The sequence below is a fragment of the Paenibacillus sp. LS-5 genome (assembly GCF_056121505.1).
Genome location: NZ_JBWAVA010000006.1, coordinates 103,794 through 126,577, shown reverse-complemented (window position 1 = coordinate 126,577; position 22,784 = coordinate 103,794). Strand labels below are relative to the sequence as shown.

Below are 22,784 nucleotides of genomic sequence, written 5' to 3'. Positions count from 1 at the left end.
AACAATATTAATTCAAGCTGAACGGACGATTTTTACATCCTCACTTCTCCCAACCGTTCGTCCAGTTTCTTCATTAGCTCACGCCACACTTCGGATGTCTTGTCAAAACCATTCAATGAATTCTCCAGATATTTTTCCAGTGGTGTACTTGCAAAATAATCAGCCTGGCTCTTCAGCTTGGAAATGATAAAGCGCTCACCCAGAACCTCCTGACAGATTCCGCAAGCCTCTTTATTTCCTGCAATAAAACTTATTGTAGACTTTAAGGAGCAACCATACGGGTTTTTACCTTTCAGAGTCACTTTTATGGATCCGCTAATATTCCGGGAAGAATTCCCCACCAGCAGCTCATAATCTCCAGGTTCCATTGTCCATTGCTTAAAGTCTGTATTATAAGACGCAAAGGCCTTGGGCATCAGCTTCATTTCTACTGTTTTTTGCTCCCCCGGCTCCAAGCTAACCTTCGCAAACCCTTTGAGCTCTTTCTCCGGTTTTAGCAGCGTGGACTTCATATCACGAACATACAGCTGGACTACTTCCTTAGCTGCCATAGCACCTTCATTTCTTACTGTCATCGAGACAATTAACGGGGTCGCGGAGGCATTGTTGTAGACTGATTCTGACACCTTAATGTCCGTAATGGAAAATTTACTGTAACTTAACCCGAAACCAAATGGAAATAGAGGATCAATGTTCTTGTAGTCATAGTACCGGTACCCCACAAAAATCCCCTCTCCATAAACTACCTGCCCGAATTCACCAGGAAAATTGATGCTGGACGGACAGTCTCTATAGGTTTTCGGGAAAGTCAGCGGCAGCTTTCCACTAGGGCTGACTGTGCCGAACAAGATATCCGCCACCGCCCTGGCCCCTTCCATTCCCGGGAAGAACACGCAGACCAGCGCATCAATATCATTCAGAAATTCACCCAGTTCTACCGGTCCCGCCACATTCATCAGAAGTATCATTTTCTTTCCCGCTGCCTTGGCTTTGGCGATGGTGGCCCGCAGCATACTCCGGTCTTCTGCGTCAAATTCCATACTCGGACGGTCTTTACCCTCCTGGCCTGAAGCACCTGCCGTAATGACTACAACCTCTGTGTCCTGATTGATCTCATCTACTGCAACCCAATCAGTGTACCTGGAAACCTCGATGGGAAGGCTGGTGAATTTGTTTGTATCTACCTGAGCGCTGCCGGAACCTGACTCCATAAAACGATTGGTCAACCTGCCGAATAACGAAAGCTTGGTTCCTTTTGTCAGTGGCAGCAATCCGTCGTTCTTTAACAGTGTAATTCCTTCTACCGCAGCATTGTAGGCTGCTTCTCTGGAAATTTCATTGTCTATGAGGGTGTATTTCTTCCCATTAAATTTTGGTGTTTTCAAGATGAGCTTCAGCATTCTGCTCACTGCATCGTCCAGACGCTCCCTTGTAATTATGCCTTCTTCCACTGCATGATACAATTTTTCCTTTCCTCTGGGTCCCGGCATATCCATGTCATTTCCAGCCCTCAAAGCCTCCACCTGATTATATACACCGCCCCAGTCTGACACCACTTGACCTGCGAAGCCCCATTCCTCTTTAAGCACCTTTGTAAGCAGCCATTCATTGTGTGAGCAAGGGATACCATTTATGGAGTTATACGCACTCATCACCGTTTCAACGCCCCCCTCTGTTACAGTGGCCTCAAATCCGGGCAGGTAAATTTCTCTTAAGGCACGCTCCGAAATAAGTTCATTAATCCCCTGACGCAGAGTCTCCTGATTATTAGCCGCAAAGTGCTTAACATTAGCCACCATTCCCTGGTCCTGCACGCCTCTAGAAAAAGCCGGTGCCATGCGGCTGCTGAGATAAGGATCTTCAGAGAAGGATTCAAATAACCTGCCATTATGGGGATCTCTGTGAATATTGGTGTTGGGCGACCCTAACAGGACATCAACTCCATAAGCCATTGCCTCTCTGGCTACAGCCTCCCCAACCTTATATATTAACTCCGGCTCCCAAGTGGCACCCAATAACATTCCGGGAGGAAAACAGCCAGGTTCTTCCCCATTTGGCCGGATGCTGTTAATTTTCTTACGCAATTCCAATATCATACCTTTCATCTTGTCCGGCATTTCCTCAGGCAGCAGAGCATTGCTGGTAATCAGTTTAACCACCTTCATAAATGAAGCACCGCTTTCATTATTTGAAGTATCATCCTGCCCGCCGGAAGCTTCTGCTGTATTCTCCTTAATTGCCTCCTCTTTAGCCTGATCATTGTCAGTCACATCTTTAGCAAGCGACGCCATCATTACACTAGATAGTTCTAAGACATACTGCAACAAATTGACTCCGGTAGCCCCATCCAAATACAGTATCTGCGGAATACCATATTGAGGCATCTCTAATGAAGAAAAGAAGCTGCCTCCCGTCAGCAGATCCACTTTTTCTTTCGGCGACATTTCGCTCAGTAAAACCGGAATGGAACTCTCATTTACAAGCTTGCTCATATACATTCCTCCGACCTTCTATTATTCTCTTTATGTCTATTTGTTCAACTAAACATACATTTCATACGATCTTCATGAACGTACTCTATTTTATTTTAATAACACCTTCTCTCTCATTAAATAACGAATAATCAATTTATATAACTTATTCCAAACCTCTACCGGGTTCGTTGTTGCCATCTGAAATCTGAATTTTTATAATGGAGGTACCTCTTCGAAAAGGATTGTTGTTATGTTAAAACAATACCGCACCTTTATCAGCGCTGTAGCTATCATTACACTCTCGACTTTGGTTGTCTTGCTGATGTATTCCTATACAGTTGAGACTAGCCTTGACACTGTGAAACATGATATTCAATCAAACAATCTAAACCGGCTTCGGGTTCTTGTTAATTCGATAGATTACAATGTCAAGCAATTGGATATGTTGTCTGTTGCACTGGATACTGACTCTAAAATGGGCCTGCTGAAATCAGTAAATCTGATGAATAATTATGAAAGGGATCAGCTCATGCTCGATCTATCGGATAAAATGAAGCTGCAAAGCTTTACCCAAGGTTGGAATGTCCAGCTTAACATTTACTCCCCTCTATTGAAGAAATGGGTAGGGTCATCTCAGAATCAAAATCTCCCGCCAGCTGATTTGGCAGAAGGACAATGGATATTGGAAGATTTGCAAAAATCTTTTTCAATGTACCGCAGGTATTTGCATTATACTGTTCGCGTCACCTTTCCTTTGGCTAATTTGGAGAATATACTGGATTCGGCCAAAATGGAAAACAACGATCCCTTTTTTTATTATTCTGATCCCCTTATTATCGCCAATCGTTCCGCTCATACCCATCTAATACACGAACTGGTCACTACTATATCTTCAAAAATGCAGAATCAAAGTGAAGGAACGGAGCTGTTGACAGCCGGTAATACAGATTATATGGTCAGTTATTTAAAATCAGAGACCTTGGACTGGTATATGGTGGATTATGTACCTTTGGACAATGCGCTACAGCCCATTAAAAGGACACAGCTGTTTTTTTACTTGACCTGTATTTTGTTATTTTCATCTGGAATGATAACGCTTCTATTCTTCTACCGGAAAGTTCAAGTGCCAATTCTAACTATGCTGAAGGGTGTCCGTCATTTACAAAGGAGCGATTTCTCTTACCGGATCAGTAAAACGAGCAACAACGAATTTGCTATCCTCTATCACAACTTCAATCATATGGCCCAGCAAATCGAAGACTTGATTGAAAATGTATATAAAGAAAAAATCATCTCCAGGGAAGCCATGGTAAAACAGCTGCAAGCGCAAATTAATCCGCATTTTTTGTACAATTGCCTCTTCTTCATAAACAATATGAACCGGATGGGTAATGATGAAGCTGTACATGCTATGACCCAGAACCTGGCAGAGTATTTCCGTTATACCACCAGGATCAACAATCCACTCACTACGCTTGAAAAGGAAATTGGGGTGGTCCGCAATTATCTTAATATCCAGAGTTTACGTATTCAGCGCCTTCAAACACAAATAACAATTTCAGATTCTATGATGACTATACCGATTCCTAAGCTGCTGATTCAGCCGCTGGTCGAGAATAGCGTTATACACGGCATAGAGAAGAAGCAAAGCGCCGGACTTATCCTTATATCCGGTACCAGCGATAACGACCATTTCTGCCTTGTTGTAGAAGACGACGGAAACGGTATGAGCATAGAAGAAATTCAAAATCTGATGCATCGCATTGAACAGCCGCTGGATGATTCCATGGGCTGCGCATTATGGAACATAAGACAACGTATGCTGATCCAACTTGGCCCCAAAGCAAGTTTGATTATGACGCCAAGCCAACTCGGTGGACTTCGCATTGAGCTGAGATGGCCCAGGGCGACCAGCCATTCTCCTGAGTTGTGATCAAAAAAAGGCAGTAGACATTTGGATCTAGCGATCCATTTGATCTACTGCCCTTTTAATAATATTTAAAACAAATCCATCAGATTCTGAAGTTCTTCCCGATAGGCGGCATATGCTTGCGCATCCAGCAGTTCTTTTTCAACGGCTTTCCATGCATATTCTCCATTGTCCTTCTTCCATGCCGTCAGTTCCTCAACTACCTCAATGCGATAAACCTTTAAAGAACCATACACTTCATCATCTACGCCTTCATGCGCCGGTAACTGAATGCTTTTTCCCTGATACCGTTCGAGCAAAAGCTGCAGCTTCTGCGCTGTCAGCACATTCGTCTTTGCTGAGGTCATGGACAGCATTTCCTCCAGATAGGGAGTATCATCAAGCCTGCCTGTTCCCGGCTGAATACGGTGACTGCCATACCCTTCTACAGGGCCTTCATCATAGATATTCAGATTAAATCTTTTATTTGCTGCATAGGGTAGAACACCATCCTTATTAGCATCCAGGGCTGGAATGCATTCTATTCTTGTCTCCGCTTCCGGAAGACGTTCCTCTAGGGAATATCCCAGCTTACCATCGATATCTCCAGGCAGCCTGGTGCTGAAAGAATCTGGAAGTGAATCTCCAGGATTTGCATAAGTAAACCGTTTGGATACTTGATCAACGGGGACCAATACATCAGAGGTGAAATGATTTACAACGAGCGGATTACAGAACATTTCTGCCAGAGTCACCGGTGAGAGTGCCTCCCATCTTGCCATATCTTGCGGGTCCGGGAAATTTCGTAGAATGGGCAGGAACAATCCCGATAAGCCAGCCAAAAAAGGTAATGGCAGACCCATCACATTTTTCATTACATCCATGGGATTCATATCCTTCTTTTCTTCGTTGTGAGTATTGTCCTTGGACATCTCCTCAAGTGCCTTCTGATTCAGCCGATTCGCTTCCATAAAATACCAATAAAAATTAAAATAAACATTCGTAATGGGACAATTGGCAATAGAGCAGCAAATGCCTAATTGCAGAGCATTAAGCATTAAGGACATATAACCTCCTGCACTGCCTCCCACCACCGCAATCCGCTTGCGGTCAATCTCCGGCAAGTTACGCAGTGTGTATAAAGCCGCATTGTTAAATACAAGATCATCGTCTGTCAGTTGTGCATTATATTTATTATCGAATTCCACCACAGATGCAACCGCCCATCCCTTTTGCAGATATGTCCGCAGTTCCATAGCATCTTCTCCCATTTCATAATGGGGAACAAAAATCAAAGGCAGCGGAGAAGCAACCCCTTTGGGCGTGATCAGCCGGACCGGGCGCCGCTCAACCTTTTTTTCTTTAGTGATATAAGGGATTTCCAGACGTTTTCTCTCTACATTCTCCAAAGGTGCCGGTGCCTCCTTAGGCTGTGCCAGCATGGCCAGTACCTTTGCCATATCCATCTTTTCCGGTTTCATATGTTTCCTCCCTCACTTCTTCAATCAATTGATACTGAAGTTCAATACCCTCTCCCGATTTCTTCCACTGGACCTTCACCATACCCTTAGGAGTAATCACTTCTCCTTCAGCCCAAGTAAAGTGTCCAGGCACCGGCTTCACTTCCATCTCTTCAAACCCCGGCTTTATCGGGCGGACCCCGAGTATTACTGCTGGCAACTCATACAGGGCCAAAGCTCCCCAGGCATGGCAATCGCTTCTCTGCCCGACCGGATCTTCTACACATGTAGTCAGATTATTGTTTACCATATCCCGCCATACATTCCATAGCTCGTTGGTATAATCATAGAGATTGCATTTTTCTAAAGCACGGTACAGATAGTACGCCATAGCGACGGAACACTGAGGATAGTCATGTTTGTTTTGAAGGGTCTTTAAGAGATTGGCTTTGCCTTGCTCCAATTCAAGTGTATCTGTTAAAATGGCGAATACTTGGCAATGTTGGCTGAATTCATGGATACCAGGCCCATCTTGGATCATACCGTCATTGCCCAGACAATATTTCCTTACTGCTTCCTTTACTGCTCCTGCCCGCGCTATATATTCGTCAGCTATTGCGTCTCTTCCGGCAAAGGCAGCGATTTGCGCAGCATGTTCAAGACCCATGATATAAAGCAAGCTTTCCATAGTGATTGGCCCTGATAGGGATGCAATTGGAACTCCATTGGTTTCATTCCACTGGGCAGTCCAGTCGATAAAGGACCAAGCGGCATCCCGGAATAAAATCCCACCAATTTTATCTACGATACCTTTCGGGGTTAGATGTCTATGGAAGTACTCCAGAATTCCGTCAACCGTTGACAGGTATGAATGAAGGAGTTCTTTATCGCCGAAGTACATCATATGGTCATAAAGCATTATAATATAATAAATAGAAAAACCAGGGATAACAAGAGGAGTATAGTTTGGGTAGGAACAGTTAATCATGCCGTCATAACGCCTGGATCTACGAAAATCATCAAAGCACTTACGTGCCAATCTATCATCAGCAGAGGTCGTATAAGTAAACAGAATCTGTGATCTGGCATCCATCGCATACTGAAGCTGCTCATAGAAGGGACAATCTTCATACGTCTCATGCATACATCTTCTCAAACTTCTCTCACTGATGTTCCAAATGGCTTGCATGGATTCGTCAGAGGTCTTCACCCATGTTTTTACTTCCAAAGGATATCCTGTTTCCTTGTAATCAAAGCTTGTAATGGTTAAGGGTTCATCCGCTGTAACGATCTCAAGCTGAATAAAGCGGAAGGTCCGAAACCAAAAGGGTTCATACGTCTCTGCCTCGCCGTTTCGACCTAGCCCGACTACTTCATAGGTATCCGTTAATCCATTCAGCTGTCCATTCTTATAGTCTAGACGATCTCCTTTTTTCGGCATAGAGAGCTTGGGCGTATTCGGTTCTTCTGGTAGAACGTATCCCTCGGACTGCAGTATTTTGATTTTAGTCCCCTTCCCATTTATTACAGAGAGCCTAAGGAATCCAGTCATCAACTCTCCGGCATTGATTTCAACAACTTCTTTTGAATGCGGCAAAAGGGTAATAGCTTCCGTTCCTGCTAACATTTTGTTCCATTCCGATTCTTTTACTTTTGAATCCCGGATTGCAAGGAGACCCTCAAATTTTCTTGGAACTTTATTCATGTAGGGTATTGTCCTGGCTTGAAGATTACCAGGACTACCCGCTTTATTTATCACAATTTGCCACCCTATCACCTCTGCTGACTGCCATTTACTATCCTGGTAATCTTCCTTCATCCATCCAAAAGTATCTGGATTGCCGGATGCTTCCTCTAAAATATATAAAGGTGCCCATCCCATCTGCTCCGGTAATATCTTAATACTTGACTCTCTTAAGCATTTCCAGCTCTCGTCAGCAGATAGGCTGACAACATCTCCATTGTCATCCACATACTTTCCTGCGAAATAGAGCCCTGGTGTATGTGTGCGAAATATCCCGCTACTGCCTTTCGTATGCTCCATCGGATAGCGGAGAACAATAACAGACAGAATATTATTCCCATCTATAAGATGTTCTGCCAAATCTACGGTGTCATAATACCAAATCTGATGATCACCTTTGCTCGGTCCAATCTCAATCAGGTTTTCGTTCACATATAGCTTGTATCTCGAATCAGCCGATATCTGTATTTCCAGTTTTTCCGGAACTTTACTCAATTCAATCTGCTTGCGGAAATAGATGATCCTCGGTTCTTCCTTGTCCTCAGCTTCCCAACCTGGAATCCAGACCCAATTCGTTTTAATCATCTTCCCCCCCTTACTGCAAATAATTAAAGGTACCCCAGTCCGATCCGCTCAACCCGACCATCCAGCGCACTTAATATCCACTCACAAGCACTCTTCCCATCTTCCCTGTGTTCAAACATGTGTGCAGAATCCAGGATACAGTGCATGGTCAGTTCCGCATCCTGATATTCCTGTTCGTGCATTGGACGCTCAAAAATGAAAATTCCTGCTGTGGGAATTCGTTCGAGCAGCTTGCTGCACATTTCTCTCAAGGTACTCTGATAGTGCTGCCCACTAGCCTTATCAAAGAATTGTCCCTTGCCATTTAGAGCATTCTGAGCTTGAACCAGCAAGGCATCTCGGGGAGAACTGGCAAACAGGTATTTCAACCTGGCACCAAATTTTTGATACAGGGCTGTATAGGAATCGAGGGTAATATTATCCCCCGTCAATCGTTTCCAGATATGCTCCGGGCTTTGCCATACATCTTTTGCTACAAGGCTCCAGTCCTTCTTGAGCAATAAAGAACTGTCTACAACACATGTTATATTTTCACACTCTGGAAACTCACTGATTACATCCTCTGCCATAAGCGACACCCCAAAGCCTCCGGCACTGACACCTGCAATTAACAAGGTCTCAGGGCTCTTCACCCACCTTTTGGCCATTCGCAACAAGGCCATGGTGTTTAGATAGCCGTGATGAGACAGCTTTCGGCGAGTGTCATCCAGGGCAGTGTAGGGGAAGCCTCCGGTCCCGCAGTGGAAATCCCCGGTGGAATAAGGGATATTGATGATGGTCCATTCCTGAAAGGGGTTGTCTTCCCTGGAAGCAAATACACTATGGTTTAGAGCATAGTCTCCCATCCAATCCGTGTTATTAAAGTAGTATCTGTCGGGTAAATGGGTGGTGAACAAACTGTTGGGTCTGGCCGCAGTGTACTCGTTCCAGGATACTCCGCCGCCATTAAAAAAAATCAACAGCTTATCCGTCTTCTTTCCCAGTCGCAAAATACCGTGAAAACGACTACCATTCCCACCGAAAGCTCCTTCGGGATACATACGGTAAAGCTTGCCCGTTTTCGGTTCCTCTGGAATCTCCGGATATTTTTTCTCCTCAATGATGGGCAGCCACTTCCGGACCTCATCCGAAATCTTCTCCCATGGTTCCAACTTAATATTGTGCATATCCTGCCGCCTCTCGCCGCTAATTATTCCCTGCCAGCTTCCATGCTATAGAAATCATTCTTGAAGTACATCTCTCCAAATTTGCTCTGGTCAGCGGATAAGCAGCCTCCTTATCCTGCAGTGCACTCAGCATATTCTCTAGATGGGCTTTTCCTCCAGGCATCATGATATCGTTGCCCGCTGCAATACTACCGGATGCGCAGACCTTAGCATGTTTGTTCGTTTCACTCGGCACCACCTGATCGCCAGAAATAAAGTCTGACATGACGATTCCCTGAAACCCCCATTCCTCCCGAAGCAGAGTTTCCATCAAATCATATCTCTGTGAGGTGTGCTCCCCATTCAATAAATTGTATGAACTCATCACAGCGAGCGGCGCTGACTCCTTCACAGTGATTTCAAAGCCCCTCGCATAGATATCACGAAGTGCCCTCTCGCTAACTACACTGTTAGAAAAGAAACGGTTGGTTTCCTGATTATTACAAACAAAATGCTTGATGGTAACGCCCCGGCCCGGATGCTTTTGGACTCCCCTGGTGATGCCTGCCGCCATTATCCCGCTGATCAGAGGATCTTCTGAAAAATATTCAAAGTTTCTGCCGCAAAGGGGACTTCGGTGAATATTCATTGCTGGTGCCAGCCAGAGATGTATGCCAAACCGCTCCATCTCTTCCCCTACAATGTCCCCACACTCTTGGCTAAGTGCCGGATTCCAGCTCTGTGCCAGTGCTATCCCTACTGGAATAGCCGTGCAATTTTGCTCATAAAGCTCACCTTTGCGCTCAGGCTTCACTGCGTCGGGGAAGGCAGCAAGCACCTGTTGGAGCAGCGCCTCCGGCAATAGCTCCAGATCATTCTCGTCTTTCTCCGGATTCACAGAAAAGATACCGTATTCATCCACACCATACTGCCGGCTCAACCGTAAGCCCGCCGGGCCGTCTGCCATTACCAGCCGAGGGATACCTTTCTCAATAAACAGACTGGTCGTCTCCCCAGCCGCGCCTGCCACCGTTATCGCTGCATCACCAATGATGCTCTTGCTGCCTTCACCGACAAATCCTCCAGTACATAGATGGGCCAGTTCTCTATCGCTCAGCGTCTGCACCAGCGCCAGTGCCTTCTCATCCAGTTTTGGGGCGGCATGCGTGACAGGTGCAAAAGCAGAGGCGGTAAGGAAAAACATATTAGGGCTTACCTGATTACTTCGGTCTGTTCTCATTTTCTCCGGCTTCCAGTCCATGAAATCCGAACGGCCCCCCACATGACTAACCCGCTCAACGACAACTGTATCTTCCAGTCTTACCACGCCAGCGATCTCAGTATTGCGACTGCTGTTGCCAATTCGCAGGATATAATCTCCCGTCTCCAGCATCCGGCAGTTGCCTTCTGCATCGTAGGATGCAAGACTTTCCATTGTGAACTTCATAGTCAGCTGTGCGGTTTCTCCTGGTGCCAATTCGGAGGTTTTTTCAAAAGCCGCCAGCATCTGATAGGGCTGATCCAGCTTTCCTTCAGGCACAGAAACATATAACTGTACCACCTCTTTGCCACGATGTATGCCTGTATTCCTTACAGTTACAGGCACTGTCACAGTAGTTGATTGCAGCCGGGGCTTTCCAGTGATAATAGAAAAAGTACTGTATCCAAGTCCGAAGCCAAAAGGAAACAGGGGCTGTTTCCCTACCGAATCAAAATACCGGTAGCCCACATAGATGCCTTCGCGATAATGTGTATCATGGCGGTCTCCGAAATCCCCCACTTTACAATAATCCTCCCAGGCAGCCCAAGTAGTAGCCAGCTTTCCGGATGGGTAAGCTTTACCCAGCAGTACATCCGCAAAGGAATCTCCTACGGTCATACCCGGCTGGGATAAAAGCAGGATATTGCTTACCTGTCCAGCCAACGGCGACAAATCCACTACACCGCCAACATTCAAAACCAATATAAATTTACGATATTGCTTTTCCAGCTGCACAATATCCCGGATTTCAGTCTCACTCAGCATCAGGTCTCCGGCCACCTCCTGACGGTCCACACCTTCTCCGGAAATTCGTGCAAGGACATAGACTGCCGTATCGCCTTCTCCGTCGAGCGGAAGATCATACTCCGGCTCCGGCATGACGATGCTCAACGTCTCCATCAGCGTGTCGATCCCCTCAGAAGCGATTTTCTCCTTGAGCCATACTCGAAATTTGATACGCGCCTCTGCCCGGATATTATCGTAGGCATCCATCCAATTCTTCGTAGTAATCTCAATTCCGGCGTTCAATAGCCCTTGTTCCACTGTAGTGTAGGTTCTGACGTTCACATCACCGGAGCCAGTTCCTCCCTTGAGCGTCCGTCTCGCACCACTGCCGTACAAGGCGATTCGCTCAGCCTTCGGCAACGGGAAGCTACCATCCGATTTCAGCAGCACCATACACTCCGGTGCCAGCTTTCTTACTTTCTGAATATGGTCAATTTCATATTGCTCCATTTTTACATCATGCACTTCTGATCTCCCTCTTCCTTTTCACCATGTATTTTTGAATCATCAGATACAGCTTTATATCATTTCTTCGATTTATTCATATGCTTCCGCATCTTCCACCGGGCAATAGCTTTCCGGATTTTTAGGATCGCCTCCCGTGTATTTAGCTACGTAAGGATAAACATAAGACGGTCTTGCGTGATCAAACTCCAGTCCAGCACTACCTCTCTCAAAATGGGTCCCCAGCAGCCTCTCCGGTGCGACCCCCTGCTCCACCCACTGCTCCAAGGCACAAATGACGTCATGTTCCGGATCCTGCGGAACTGCTGTGAGCCCTACTATTCCCACCTCTTGTACACCGGGCCCCCCCACTGTATGCGAAAAACCTGGCATCAACAGGAAACGGAAGAATGCTTTCGTCTCTTCCAATCCCCCCTGTTCTGCAATGACCTTGTGGTAATAATCCAAGAATCCTGTATATGGGATAATAGCATCTACACTGCCGCCAACGACCAACAGCTTTCCATTACGTGCTTTAAATGTATCGAGATCCGGATTGGTCGCATCCAGTATAGGACTCAGTTGTGTGATTGCCTCCTGCAGATCTTTATGAAAATCAAATTTCATAAAATTATAATCCTTGCCCCAAATCCATCGGAACGGAAAAAAGAATCCGCGTGAAAAGAACTCCTTATTACTCATATCAACCAGACTTAAACTTTCCGTCTCCGAACCAGGCAGAAACGGTGCAATAATACGCTCACCTGTAACCGGGTCTTTGGGTCCGTCATACATTAATCGCAGCGCCTCTTTCTGGCCTGCTGTCAATTGCTCCTCAATGGCCTCCTGCAGCGCAGGATCATCCATCGGATTCCCCTTAACACCGCCGGGATAAGCCAAAAATGCATCATCCTCATTGCTCCCGCAGGCTTTTCCATATACTTGTACAATGCTGTCTTTCCATCTTTGCGCCTGTTCCGGAGTAAATGTAGCCTCTTCTCGTCCATGAAGCTGCTGCCAATTCCAGATGAAGAAGCTGTGCAGTCTGATTCTGTCAAAAGCCGGAGAGAGACAGACGATTCCGTCATAATCCTCCGGATATCGTTGTGCCTCGGAAAGAGCCTGCTGTCCTCCAGTAGAACCTCCTGCAAAATAAGAATATTTCGGAGCTTTGCCATAGAAATATGTAGTTAGTTGCTTCCCGACTACGGTCATTAAATGAGTTGCTCGATGTCCAAAATCGATCCATACCTCAGAAAGCCCGATACAATCATCCGGATCCAGTGTTGTTCCCAGGTCGGTATTAGCCGTGGCGTAGCCTCGGCCAATCCCATTCATGAGTCCACCTTCTGCAATACTTCCGGCATAGCCTCCATTTCCAGTCCCCAGGAACTTCCCATTCCATGCTGCGGGTTCCGGCAGATACATCATCACCGTAATATTGGATTGTTCCGTCGGATGTAATTTCATAATAACTCTATAATAGCTACCACCATTCACAAGGTGTAATCCCAATGGATTCGGGTCTGGCGTCTTTATGCTTTCCATCCATTCTACACTTGTGAGTTCCCCATCCATGAGCGGGAATTTATTAATTTTTTCGATGTTTGCCTTTATCATGTATAGTCCTCCTTGTAAAATTTGATTTGCTAGAATTCAGACATAGGATCTTTCTTAAGTATAGGGCTGCATACTTGGAGGTTAATATAATGGAATTCAAACATAGGTATCGCTTTTTAAAGTTGGGAGGATCATTCCAGGAAATCTTTTGGCATAAAGCAAAAAAAGCACCGGAAGCAAATTCCGGCACCACTTTTTTACTGTAATATTATAAGTTTAGCACCTTCAAAACTGAAGGTATATTTAGAGATTTTTCACTACGTCCTGCCAATTAGCATTTGTAAGGATCTCAGCATTGTCACCAAGGAATGCCTTTCCTGCTTGTAGATCATTTTTCAGCCAATACATAAACCAAGCTGTCATATATCCGTCAGCATGATTCAGCATATCACTGTGGTCAGTGTTTACACGCCTTGCCATAACTTTAGTTACCGAACCAGGAACATTCGTATAATTCTTGTTAAGTGACCAAAGTGGAGTAATACCTTGCCCTTCCGTAGCCGTTATGTCTTCTGCTGTTCCCGCATCAAAATTCCCCGTACCGGCATCCATAAAATAGGGTATATTGATTTTGGCTATGTTGTAGCTCCATTCCGTACCGAATACGTTTTCCTGTCCCCAGTAGCTTGAAGTGGCACTTGCCGTAAACATGGCTTTATAGAAATTACCATTCTTCTGATTGGTTACGGCATTTATTGTTCCCACACCTCCCTGCGAGTGTCCGCCGATTCCAATGTTACCAACATCAATTTTCTCATAGAAATCGCTCGCGCTGTCTTTATTTAGACTCAGTATAAAGTCAAGACTTGCGGATGATGAAGCTTCCGTTCTCAAATTTCCGTCCTCATTTCCGACTACAATAAACCCCCAAGATGCAAGATGCTTAAAAACCGATTTATATTTTGAGGCCGTGATTCCCGTGCCGTTTGCCATTACAATGTGAGGATATGCGGAAGAACTACCTTTCATTCTGGATGGATACCAAACCTCATATTTTTTATAGCTATTATTTTCTGCGTCGAATTCAGAATATGAAACCTTATTGGATCCAAGTGCCGTATATTGAGCTTCTATTGACTTGTCAGTCTTTACAAATTAATAATAATTATTATTGCGGTATGACAGAAATGAGAAAACCGCCACAACTGCAAGAATAATTACAATAAATACAATGGCCACAATAAGTAATATTCTTTTTAAAAATTTTATTGTTACCTCCAGTTTATAATATTTTTTTCGTATAACAAATGCATCATCAGGTAAACTTGGAATCAATAATCTTATAACTTAGTCCCATTGCCGATTAATTTCCTATTTTGGCCACAAAAAAACAACTCACTCGAGTTGTTTTGATAATCATGCTTTTTATATATGAACTGCGTCAGTTTACTACTTTTTTATTGCAAACAGTTTTAATTACTACTAACCACCTAAAAATATCCAAATCAGGTTCAATACTTCATTTCTTATAAAAACAAGACTGCCTCGTTTATGAGTACAATCTTGTTTTTTATAAGCAGCAGCTTTTCTTCCTAAATGGTCTAATAATAGTATATCCCAGTATATTAGATATATTCATATAGTGATCCAGAAATCCAACAACTTTGTAACATATAACCTTGTAATCATTAGAGCACGCTAACCTAATTTAGTATGATTCAACCAGCTGGAGAGTCAAGTCCTCATTATATTTTAACTCCGCATATTTCACGCAACGTTTGTGACTTACACCATTAGATAATGAACTGTCATGATAAAAAAGATACCATTTGTCCTGAAATTTCACGATAGAATGATGTGTGGTCCATCCTATAACAGGATTGAGCAGCGTTCCCTGATACACAAACGGGCCGAGAGGGCTATCACCCATAGCATATACAATTTTGTGTGTGGTGCCAGTTGAGTAACTTAAATAGTATTTCCCTTCATATTTGTGCATCCACGGGCCTTCAAAATATCTTCTCTCTTCATCTCCCGCAGTGATGGGATGCCCCTGCTCATCAACTATTGAAATTTCATGCACACTATCTTTGAAGGAAAGCATATCCTGATTTAACAGCCCTACTCGCGGACCCAGTGCCGGTTCATTCTCGCTTGGTTCCACTCCATCCGGCAAGTAACTTCCCGTGCTCCACTTCTCGAGTTGCCCACCACGTAGACCGCCAAAGAAAAGATAGGCTTGATTATCTTCATCAGTAAATACAGCTGGGTCGATACTAAAACTCCTTGCCATGTAATCTGATTCGGCCTGGAATGGGCCTACTGGAGAATCCGCAGTTGCAACTCCTATTCTGAATATCCCACTGTGATCACGAGCCGGAAAATAAAGATAGTATTTCCCCTTATAATAAGCTGCATCAGGTGCCCACATTTGTTTTGAGACCCAAGGAACATCATTCATATGTAGTACGTTAGCATAATTAACAATCTCGGATGACATATCATCCATAGATAGAATATGATAGTCCTCCATGGCATAATGGTCCCCGTCTAAACTGTTAGGCACACTATTCTCTAAATCGTGAGAAACATATATATAAAGCTTACCTTCGAAAACGTGTGCTGATGGGTCTGCAGTGTATATATGTTTTACCAATGGTTCATTAGGATTGGGCACGTGTACCTCCTGCACATCTTGTTATTTGGTTATCCGGAACCAATCGATATCCAAGTATCCTTCTCTATCTGAGCTCTTGGCGAATACTCCTGTCTTCGCACCTACCCAATGACCTTCTCTTGCTTGAAAGGATTCAACCATTATAGAAGTGAATCGTTCTCCCTCAATTTGATACCCAAATCTGCACGTTGCATCTCTAAACACTTCAGTTTGTAAAATAATACTACTTAGTGTATTCAAGGAAACAGACCACAGATGCTTTTCTCCAGATTCATCCCCTTGAATGAGCGAAAGTGTCACTGTATTATTCTGCTCATCATCCTGAAGCTTTTGAACGGCCAAATAACAATATGAATAGCCGAATACAATTAGACCTCCTAAACAGCCCGCTGTAAGTCCTGAAGGGTCCACTTTGCAAGATGCTACAAATCTAGGAGCAGGAAATTTCTGCAGTAGAAGGTTGGGAGCATAATAAATTCCCTCCTTATTACTATTGGTAGCATTAAGCCGAAGATAACTATGTCTTGTATCTAGACTATACCATGACTCCTTGGGATTAGCCTGCCACTGCCATTGAAGTCCTAGTGTTGGAGTAATAAATTCATCTGACGTTGCAGGCACCTTCACTGCGTATGTTAGGCCCACATTAGGCTTTCTATACCTCATTACCGGTTCACCAATTGTCTTGCCAGGTTGAATATCTCCCATTAGCGGCCAGTCATCTTCCCAATGAACTGGCTGCAGATGAACAACTCGACCATAGGGGCCTTTATCCTGAAAGTGAACAAACCACGATTCACCAGATTCAAGTTCTACTAAACCGCCTTGATGCGGCCCATTGATAGAAGTTTCCCCTTGCTGAAGCACAATTTTGTCCTCATAAGGACCCCAAATATTGCGGGAACGAAACGCCGTCTGCCAACCTGTCGCAACCCCACCGGCAGGTGCAAGGATATAATAATAACCATTTCGATAGTAAAGTTTTGGACCTTCCAGTGTTGGATGGTTTTCTGTCCCATCATAGATAATTTCACTTTCACCAAGTAAGCTTTTTCCATCAGGAGACATCCGGTTTAAGCGTAGCTTATGCTTAATACCACTACGGCTTTTCGCATAAGCATGAATTAAGTAGGCGTTTCCGTCTTCATCCCAAAAAGGGCATGCATCAATTAACCCCTTTCCTTCTTGCACTACATGCAGTGGCGTCCATTCACCAGCTGGATTTTTAGCTGAAGTCATCATAATTCCGACATCTGGATCACCATAAAATATCCAGAACAATCCATCATGAAATCTAAGACTTGGTGCCCAAACACCATTTCCATGTTGTGGTTGATCATATCCATCCAAATTCATTTTAGGGATAGCATGATTAATAATCTCCCAATTGACTAAATCTTTTGAATGCAGAATCGGTAAACCAGGAATATGACCAAAACTAGAAGCAGTCATATAGAAATCATCACCAACACGAATCACGTCTGGGTCTGAATAGTCAGCATGTAGAATGGGATTGATGTATGTTCCATCATCTTGGTCAGATATCCATGCTTCAATAATTTTTGCGTAAGACATATTCTCCTCCTATTATCCTTTGACAGCGCCTCCGGCTAGGCCTTGAATCAAATAACGTTGAATGAACATGAACAGTATGATAGGTGGAATCAAACCGATAATACTTCCTGCAGCAAGTGAACCGTACTCGACACTGTATTGACCAATCAAATATTTAAGACCGATTGGAATCGTAAATTTAGACGCATCAGTCAGGAATGAGAAGGCAACCAAAAATTCGTTCCAGCAGCCGATAAAAGCAAATAGTGCTGTTGCTACGATCCCGGGTAGAATTACAGGAGTAATGATGGTGAAAATAACTCTAAATCTTCCAGCTCCATCTACCATGGCCGCTTCATCAATTTCCTTAGGAATACCTCCAACAAACCCTTGCATTAGTAAGGAGTTGAAAGCGACTTGAGATACAATATAGAACAAAATAATAGCAAATGGCGTGTTCATAATCCCCATATTTTTAAATATCAAGAACAGTGGAATAACAAATAAAATTACCGGAAGCATCTGTGTACCAAGCAAAATGAGCATAAATGCATTTTTACCAACGAATTTGAAACGACTCAATGCGTATCCATTAGCTATCGAAAGTAGTGTTATAAAAATAACAGATACAGAACAGATTAATAAACTATTCACAAAAAAGACCGAAAAATTATTGACGCTCCACACCTTAATGAAGTTATCAAACGTTATTGGACTAGGAATGTAGCGGATGGTAGAACTGATAATATCGTTTTCACGTTTTAGAGAAGTAGATATTGCCCAAAGAAAAGGAATTAAAACAAACAATAGGGTAGCTACCAATGGAATATAGAACAAGAGAAGTCTATTGGAAACATGTTTTAATTTAATCATCTTGGCCACCTCTACTTAATCTCATATAGACGATAACGAAGACCATCAGAACAGCAAATGAGAGAACCCCCATAGCAGAACTATATCCATAATTTCCGTTCAGAATCGCCGTTTGGAACATATAAATGGGAAGCGTGGTTGTCATATTCATTGGCCCACCATTTGTCATGGTGAAAATCATATCAATAGAGTTAAATTCCCAGATGGCTCTAAGCATGGTTGTGAAAACAATACTTTCTTTCAGATACGGAAGCGTAATCGAAAACAGCTTTCTAAACCGGCCAGCTCCATCCACTTCACATGATTCATAAACTTCTTTAGGAACTGATTGTAGTGATGCAAGCAATGCAACCGCAAAGAATGGAATACCTCTCCATAACTCAGCAACAATGACTGACCCAAATACTGTATCAGTGTTTGAAAGCCAAGCAATATTTTGTTCAATGATACCTAGCCGTTTTAGAATGTCGTTAATTACACCGATATGCTGGTTGTACATAAGGGACCAAAGCATTGTTGTAAGAACCCCTGATACCGCCCAAGGAATCAGTACAAGCGAGCGAACAACACCTCTAAACCGGAATGTCTGATTAAGGAGGAGTGCCACCCCTAAGCCCAATACAAGCTGAAGAGAGACTTCAATAACTACCCATTTCACCGTTATCCATAAAGAGCTTGGAAATAGATCATCATGGAACAAAATTTGCTTGAAATTACTCAACCCCACAAAGCCGTCATCCATTGGTCGAGTCAAATCATAGTTTTGCAAACTTAACTCAAAGACCCGTAAAATTGGAAAAAACATAATAACCGCCATGAGAATGAGAGTCGGGATGATTAGAACGTATGGAAATACGTTATCATTGCCGATTTTCTTGTATTTTCTCTTTGACGCTCCCGGCATTTTTCCTGTTGCCAGTGGTTGTTTCATATTCATGATTTAATCACCTCATAAGAATAATAGGTGATATACCGTTTTAACTAAATAATATATCTTGTAAAGATTGTTTGTTTTTTTTAACTATCGTTCCCTCAAAAAAATAACCTTACTCCTTTAAAAATCAGAGCAAGGTTGAGCAATTGTTCAATAAAATGACTAGTATGAGCTATACTGCTGCCTATATTCGATAGGGGTAAGACCCTTTTGGCGTTTAAACAACGAACTGAAATATTGAGTATTAACGTATCCTACCTTCTCACCGATTTCATATACTTTCAAATCGGTATGTACCAGCAGTTCAACAGCTTTATCAATACGAACTTTGACAACATACTCTTTAAAGTTTATATCTGTATATCTTTTAAATAACCTGCTCACGTAGGCAGGTGCAATGTGAACTGTTTCGGCTACTTCTGGTAAGTCTAAATTTTCATCATGGTAATGATTCGAAATATAATCCATAACCTTTTGAAGGATGGCTTGATGTGAATTAGTCGAATATTTCACTTGATCATAAAAAACAATAGATTCTGCGAACGTAATATCTCTCGTCTGTATTACAATTAAAGCCTCTTCATAAGAAGTTGAAACATGCTTGAAGCCTTCCCCAGTACTCCCAATGCCAATCTTCACATTGATTTTAAGATATTGTTCAATTAGCCCTTTTAATTGATGAGTAATTCGCATAATTTCATTATTAAATCCTTCTAGATCTGCAGCAGGATAATTAAACAGTAGATTGATCCGGTGATTATATTGAAAAGCATACACCTGAATTCCTGCACAGGTAGCAGCCTCCAATACCTCCTTGCACAAGTTTTTGAGTGTAAATAAGAGCAACTCCAAATCAACAGGTTTATTAGGTTTAAGGAATCGTCCAACACTGTCCAAATCCAAAACGGCTACAGCAAACATTAATCCGCTAAATTCTAATCCAACCAACCTTGCATCACGTTTAATTGCCTCATCATTAACCGTTCCTAAAATCAATCCACTAAAGAATTGATTTACAAAAAGCTCATGGCTCTTTAAATCTTTTTCTCGTAATCTTCTTTCTTCATTTAACGTTGTAGCTGCATTTCCAATTGTCTGTAATATTTTTTCGTTATCCTCATACTTTAATATGAAGTCAAAAGCTTGTAATTGCAGTGCCTCTTTCGCATAGGAAAAGTCATCATAGCCTGTTAAGAACACTACTTTCATATCTAAACCAAATTGTTTAACTTGTGCAGCAAGCTTGAGACCATCCATGAAGGGCATTCGAATGTCTGAGAGCAGGATATCCGGCTTTTCCTTTTGAATGAGCTCCCAGGCTTCATTTCCATCCTCTGCCACGCCAACAACTTCTATATTCCGGCTGTCCCAAGGAATATTTCGTTTTAGCCCTTCTCTGATCCATTCATCATCATCCGCAATAACTAATTTATGCACGAAACCCCACCTCTTTATTGGTAAACGGAATTTTAATAGTGACCTGAGTATATTCTCCCTCTACGCCATCCAGTTGGATACCAAACTCATTACCAAATTGAAGTGCCAATCGTCTGTGAACATTACGAAGCCCAAATGTTAAAGGAGTTTCTTGAATATCCATCGATTGAATTGAATGATTCATTTGGTTGATCTTTTCACTATCCATACCTGCGCCATCATCAAAAACCTCAATTAAAGCCACATCTTCGTGCCGGCGGCCTGATATTTTGATAATTCCCTTACGTCGTTTGTTTTTAATGCCATGATAAATAGCATTCTCAACAATAGGTTGGAGGGTTAATTTCATAATAGGGAGATGCATAAGTTCTTCTTCTACTTGAATAATAAATTCAAAATCCTTCTGATAACGAATATTTTGAATTTGTAAATAGTTTCTTATATGCTCAATTTCCTCTTGCAGAGAAATGACTTCACGACCTCTACTAATTCCAATGCGAAAGAAGTGTGTCAAGGCACTTACCATCGTTGAGGCTTTTTCCTTCTCCCCTAAATCAATCATATGCTTAATGGATCCCAGTGTATTATAAAGGAAATGTGGCTGTATTTGTGCTTGTAATGCTAATATTTCGATTTGCCTTTTCTGTTCTTGTTCATCTTTAACTTGATTTAACAATTGACCAACAGAATCAGCCAAATTTTCCAAGCCATTCGCAAGTACTCCAATCTCATTATGTTCATCAAGATGAAAACTAACATTAATATTTCCTTGTCGGAAACTCTTCACTTGTTTAGACAAGAAGCGAATTGGATTCGTTAAACTGCTTGCAAAATAAGTTGCAAAAATAATAAATACAACTAAAATTACCGCCATAATCCAAAGAGTAATGGATTTAATCTGCTCTGCCTTATCTAAGATATCGCTTTCTGGAACGATTGCAGCCAGTTTCCAGCCATTTAGAGACAGTGTTGTATAGCGGATCATCATCTGATGATTGCTTACGCTCTCTTCCTGCAAATCTCCCTGTGTATTATAGCTATGACGAATCTTATCTATTACATCTTCTCCTATAGCATAATCTTGAGCTAATGGCTTGGAATACATCACGCCGTCTGGACTGATTAAAGCAAAAGCTCCATTTGGACTGACATTAACATTCTGTAAAATATCAAGAAGATAAGATTCTTTCATATTAATTAGAGCAAGTCCGCTAACTTCAGTGGTTGGTGTACCAATAATTTTAAAAACACTTATGACATTTCGTGAATTGACGGTATCAAAAACTTGATCCTTGTGCGTATTTAACCAGTAATAACTACTAGCTGCATCATTTAAATTGTATTTTTCCAGCCAATCATTAAGATTAGTACCAACATTCTTTGGAATGAAATCCTTCTGAATATTAAAAGTCCTTCCATTATTGAATGTAACAAATATAGAATCAATGACTTGTAAATGATTCTGATAGGCATCCTCAAATTGCTTATGCAGTTGAATAATATCATCGTAACGGCGACCATCTTTTTCCTGATCGACATTTAATAATATATTTTGAAAAGCCGTATTATTTTCAATTAGTACAAGCTCTTCAAAAATTGTATACAACTTATCATTAAGGAAATATCCTGTTTGATCAGTCGTATCACTTAGTAAATAATAAGCATTTCTTTCAAGCTGCTTAATGGCAGTGAAGTATGAAAACGAGCCTGTAAACACAACAGATAGAATAAGAAGCGGAAGAAAATAAATAAGTAATTTTATTTTAATAGGGCTTCTTGATAGTAAGGAGATCATGATTCCCCCCAGTTCATTTCGTATAGAGTCTACTCTTAATAATAACTTTTTCCCAAGATTAATGAGTTTCTTTTTTTGAAAATATTGTTTCATTTTATAAACATCAATAAAAAGACGAGCTAAATGAATAGCTCGTCCTTGAATAC

The 22,784-nt window shown here is 42.4% G+C and carries 14 protein-coding genes; 1 reads left to right on the top strand and 13 read right to left on the bottom strand.

Going from position 1 to position 22,784, the window contains the following annotated elements; translation table 11 throughout:
* Window positions 1-32: 32 nt before the first annotated feature.
* Window positions 33-2,492 carry a glycoside hydrolase family 3 N-terminal domain-containing protein gene (locus AC0MA3_RS11815; RefSeq protein WP_474656327.1) on the bottom strand — a complete coding sequence of 820 codons (2,460 nt, stop codon included), beginning with the start codon at window positions 2,490-2,492 and terminating at the stop codon, window positions 33-35.
* A gap of 232 nt (window positions 2,493-2,724) precedes the next feature.
* Between AC0MA3_RS11815 and AC0MA3_RS11810 the strand changes: the two genes are divergently transcribed.
* Entirely contained in the window at window positions 2,725-4,407 is a 1,683-nt protein-coding gene (locus AC0MA3_RS11810; protein WP_474656326.1) for a sensor histidine kinase, read from the top strand.
* Window positions 4,408-4,472: 65 nt separating this feature from the next.
* Here AC0MA3_RS11810 and AC0MA3_RS11805 read toward each other — a convergent pair whose 3' ends face one another.
* The 12 genes from AC0MA3_RS11805 to AC0MA3_RS11750 all read right to left on the bottom strand — a co-directional run bounded on the left by AC0MA3_RS11805 (window position 4,473) and on the right by AC0MA3_RS11750 (window position 22,731).
* Window positions 4,473-5,864: an alpha/beta hydrolase family protein gene (locus AC0MA3_RS11805; RefSeq protein WP_474656325.1), complete on the bottom strand. Its 1,392-nt coding sequence runs from the start codon at window positions 5,862-5,864 to the stop codon at window positions 4,473-4,475.
* The gene (locus tag AC0MA3_RS11800) at window positions 5,809-8,172 is read right to left on the bottom strand and encodes an alpha-L-rhamnosidase-related protein (protein ID WP_474656324.1); all 2,364 of its coding nucleotides are present in this window, start codon (window positions 8,170-8,172) and stop codon (window positions 5,809-5,811) included. The genes AC0MA3_RS11805 and AC0MA3_RS11800 overlap by 56 nt, the downstream gene beginning before the upstream one ends.
* A gap of 23 nt (window positions 8,173-8,195) precedes the next feature.
* Window positions 8,196-9,338: a pectin acetylesterase-family hydrolase gene (locus AC0MA3_RS11795; RefSeq protein ID WP_474656323.1), complete on the bottom strand. Its 1,143-nt coding sequence runs from the start codon at window positions 9,336-9,338 to the stop codon at window positions 8,196-8,198.
* A gap of 19 nt (window positions 9,339-9,357) precedes the next feature.
* Entirely contained in the window at window positions 9,358-11,829 is a 2,472-nt protein-coding gene (locus tag AC0MA3_RS11790; RefSeq protein ID WP_474656322.1) for a glycoside hydrolase family 3 protein, read from the bottom strand.
* Between the two features lie 72 nt (window positions 11,830-11,901).
* Window positions 11,902-13,428 carry a tannase/feruloyl esterase family alpha/beta hydrolase gene (locus AC0MA3_RS11785; protein ID WP_474656321.1) on the bottom strand — a complete coding sequence of 509 codons (1,527 nt, stop codon included), beginning with the start codon at window positions 13,426-13,428 and terminating at the stop codon, window positions 11,902-11,904.
* 243 nt (window positions 13,429-13,671) lie between these two features.
* On the bottom strand, window positions 13,672-14,502 hold the full coding sequence (locus AC0MA3_RS11780; protein ID WP_474656458.1) for an alpha/beta hydrolase family protein: 831 nt from the start codon (window positions 14,500-14,502) through the stop codon (window positions 13,672-13,674).
* A 574-nt stretch (window positions 14,503-15,076) separates the two neighbouring features.
* The gene (locus tag AC0MA3_RS11775; RefSeq protein ID WP_474656320.1) at window positions 15,077-16,045 is read right to left on the bottom strand and encodes a glycoside hydrolase family 43 protein; all 969 of its coding nucleotides are present in this window, start codon (window positions 16,043-16,045) and stop codon (window positions 15,077-15,079) included.
* A gap of 21 nt (window positions 16,046-16,066) precedes the next feature.
* Entirely contained in the window at window positions 16,067-17,620 is a 1,554-nt protein-coding gene (locus AC0MA3_RS11770) for a glycoside hydrolase family 43 protein (RefSeq protein ID WP_474656319.1), read from the bottom strand.
* A gap of 12 nt (window positions 17,621-17,632) precedes the next feature.
* A complete protein-coding gene (locus tag AC0MA3_RS11765) occupies window positions 17,633-18,472 on the bottom strand; it encodes a carbohydrate ABC transporter permease (RefSeq protein WP_474656318.1) in 840 nt (279 codons plus the stop codon).
* Window positions 18,465-19,409 (bottom strand): carbohydrate ABC transporter permease, encoded by a 945-nt coding sequence (locus tag AC0MA3_RS11760; protein WP_474656317.1) that lies wholly within the window; start codon window positions 19,407-19,409, stop codon window positions 18,465-18,467. Before AC0MA3_RS11760 ends, AC0MA3_RS11765 begins: the two co-directional genes overlap by 8 nt.
* Before the next feature lie 159 nt (window positions 19,410-19,568).
* A complete protein-coding gene (locus tag AC0MA3_RS11755; RefSeq protein WP_474656316.1) occupies window positions 19,569-20,843 on the bottom strand; it encodes a response regulator in 1,275 nt (424 codons plus the stop codon).
* On the bottom strand, window positions 20,836-22,731 hold the full coding sequence (locus tag AC0MA3_RS11750; protein ID WP_474656315.1) for a sensor histidine kinase: 1,896 nt from the start codon (window positions 22,729-22,731) through the stop codon (window positions 20,836-20,838). The genes AC0MA3_RS11755 and AC0MA3_RS11750 overlap by 8 nt, the downstream gene beginning before the upstream one ends.
* Between the last annotated feature and the right edge of the window lie 53 nt (window positions 22,732-22,784).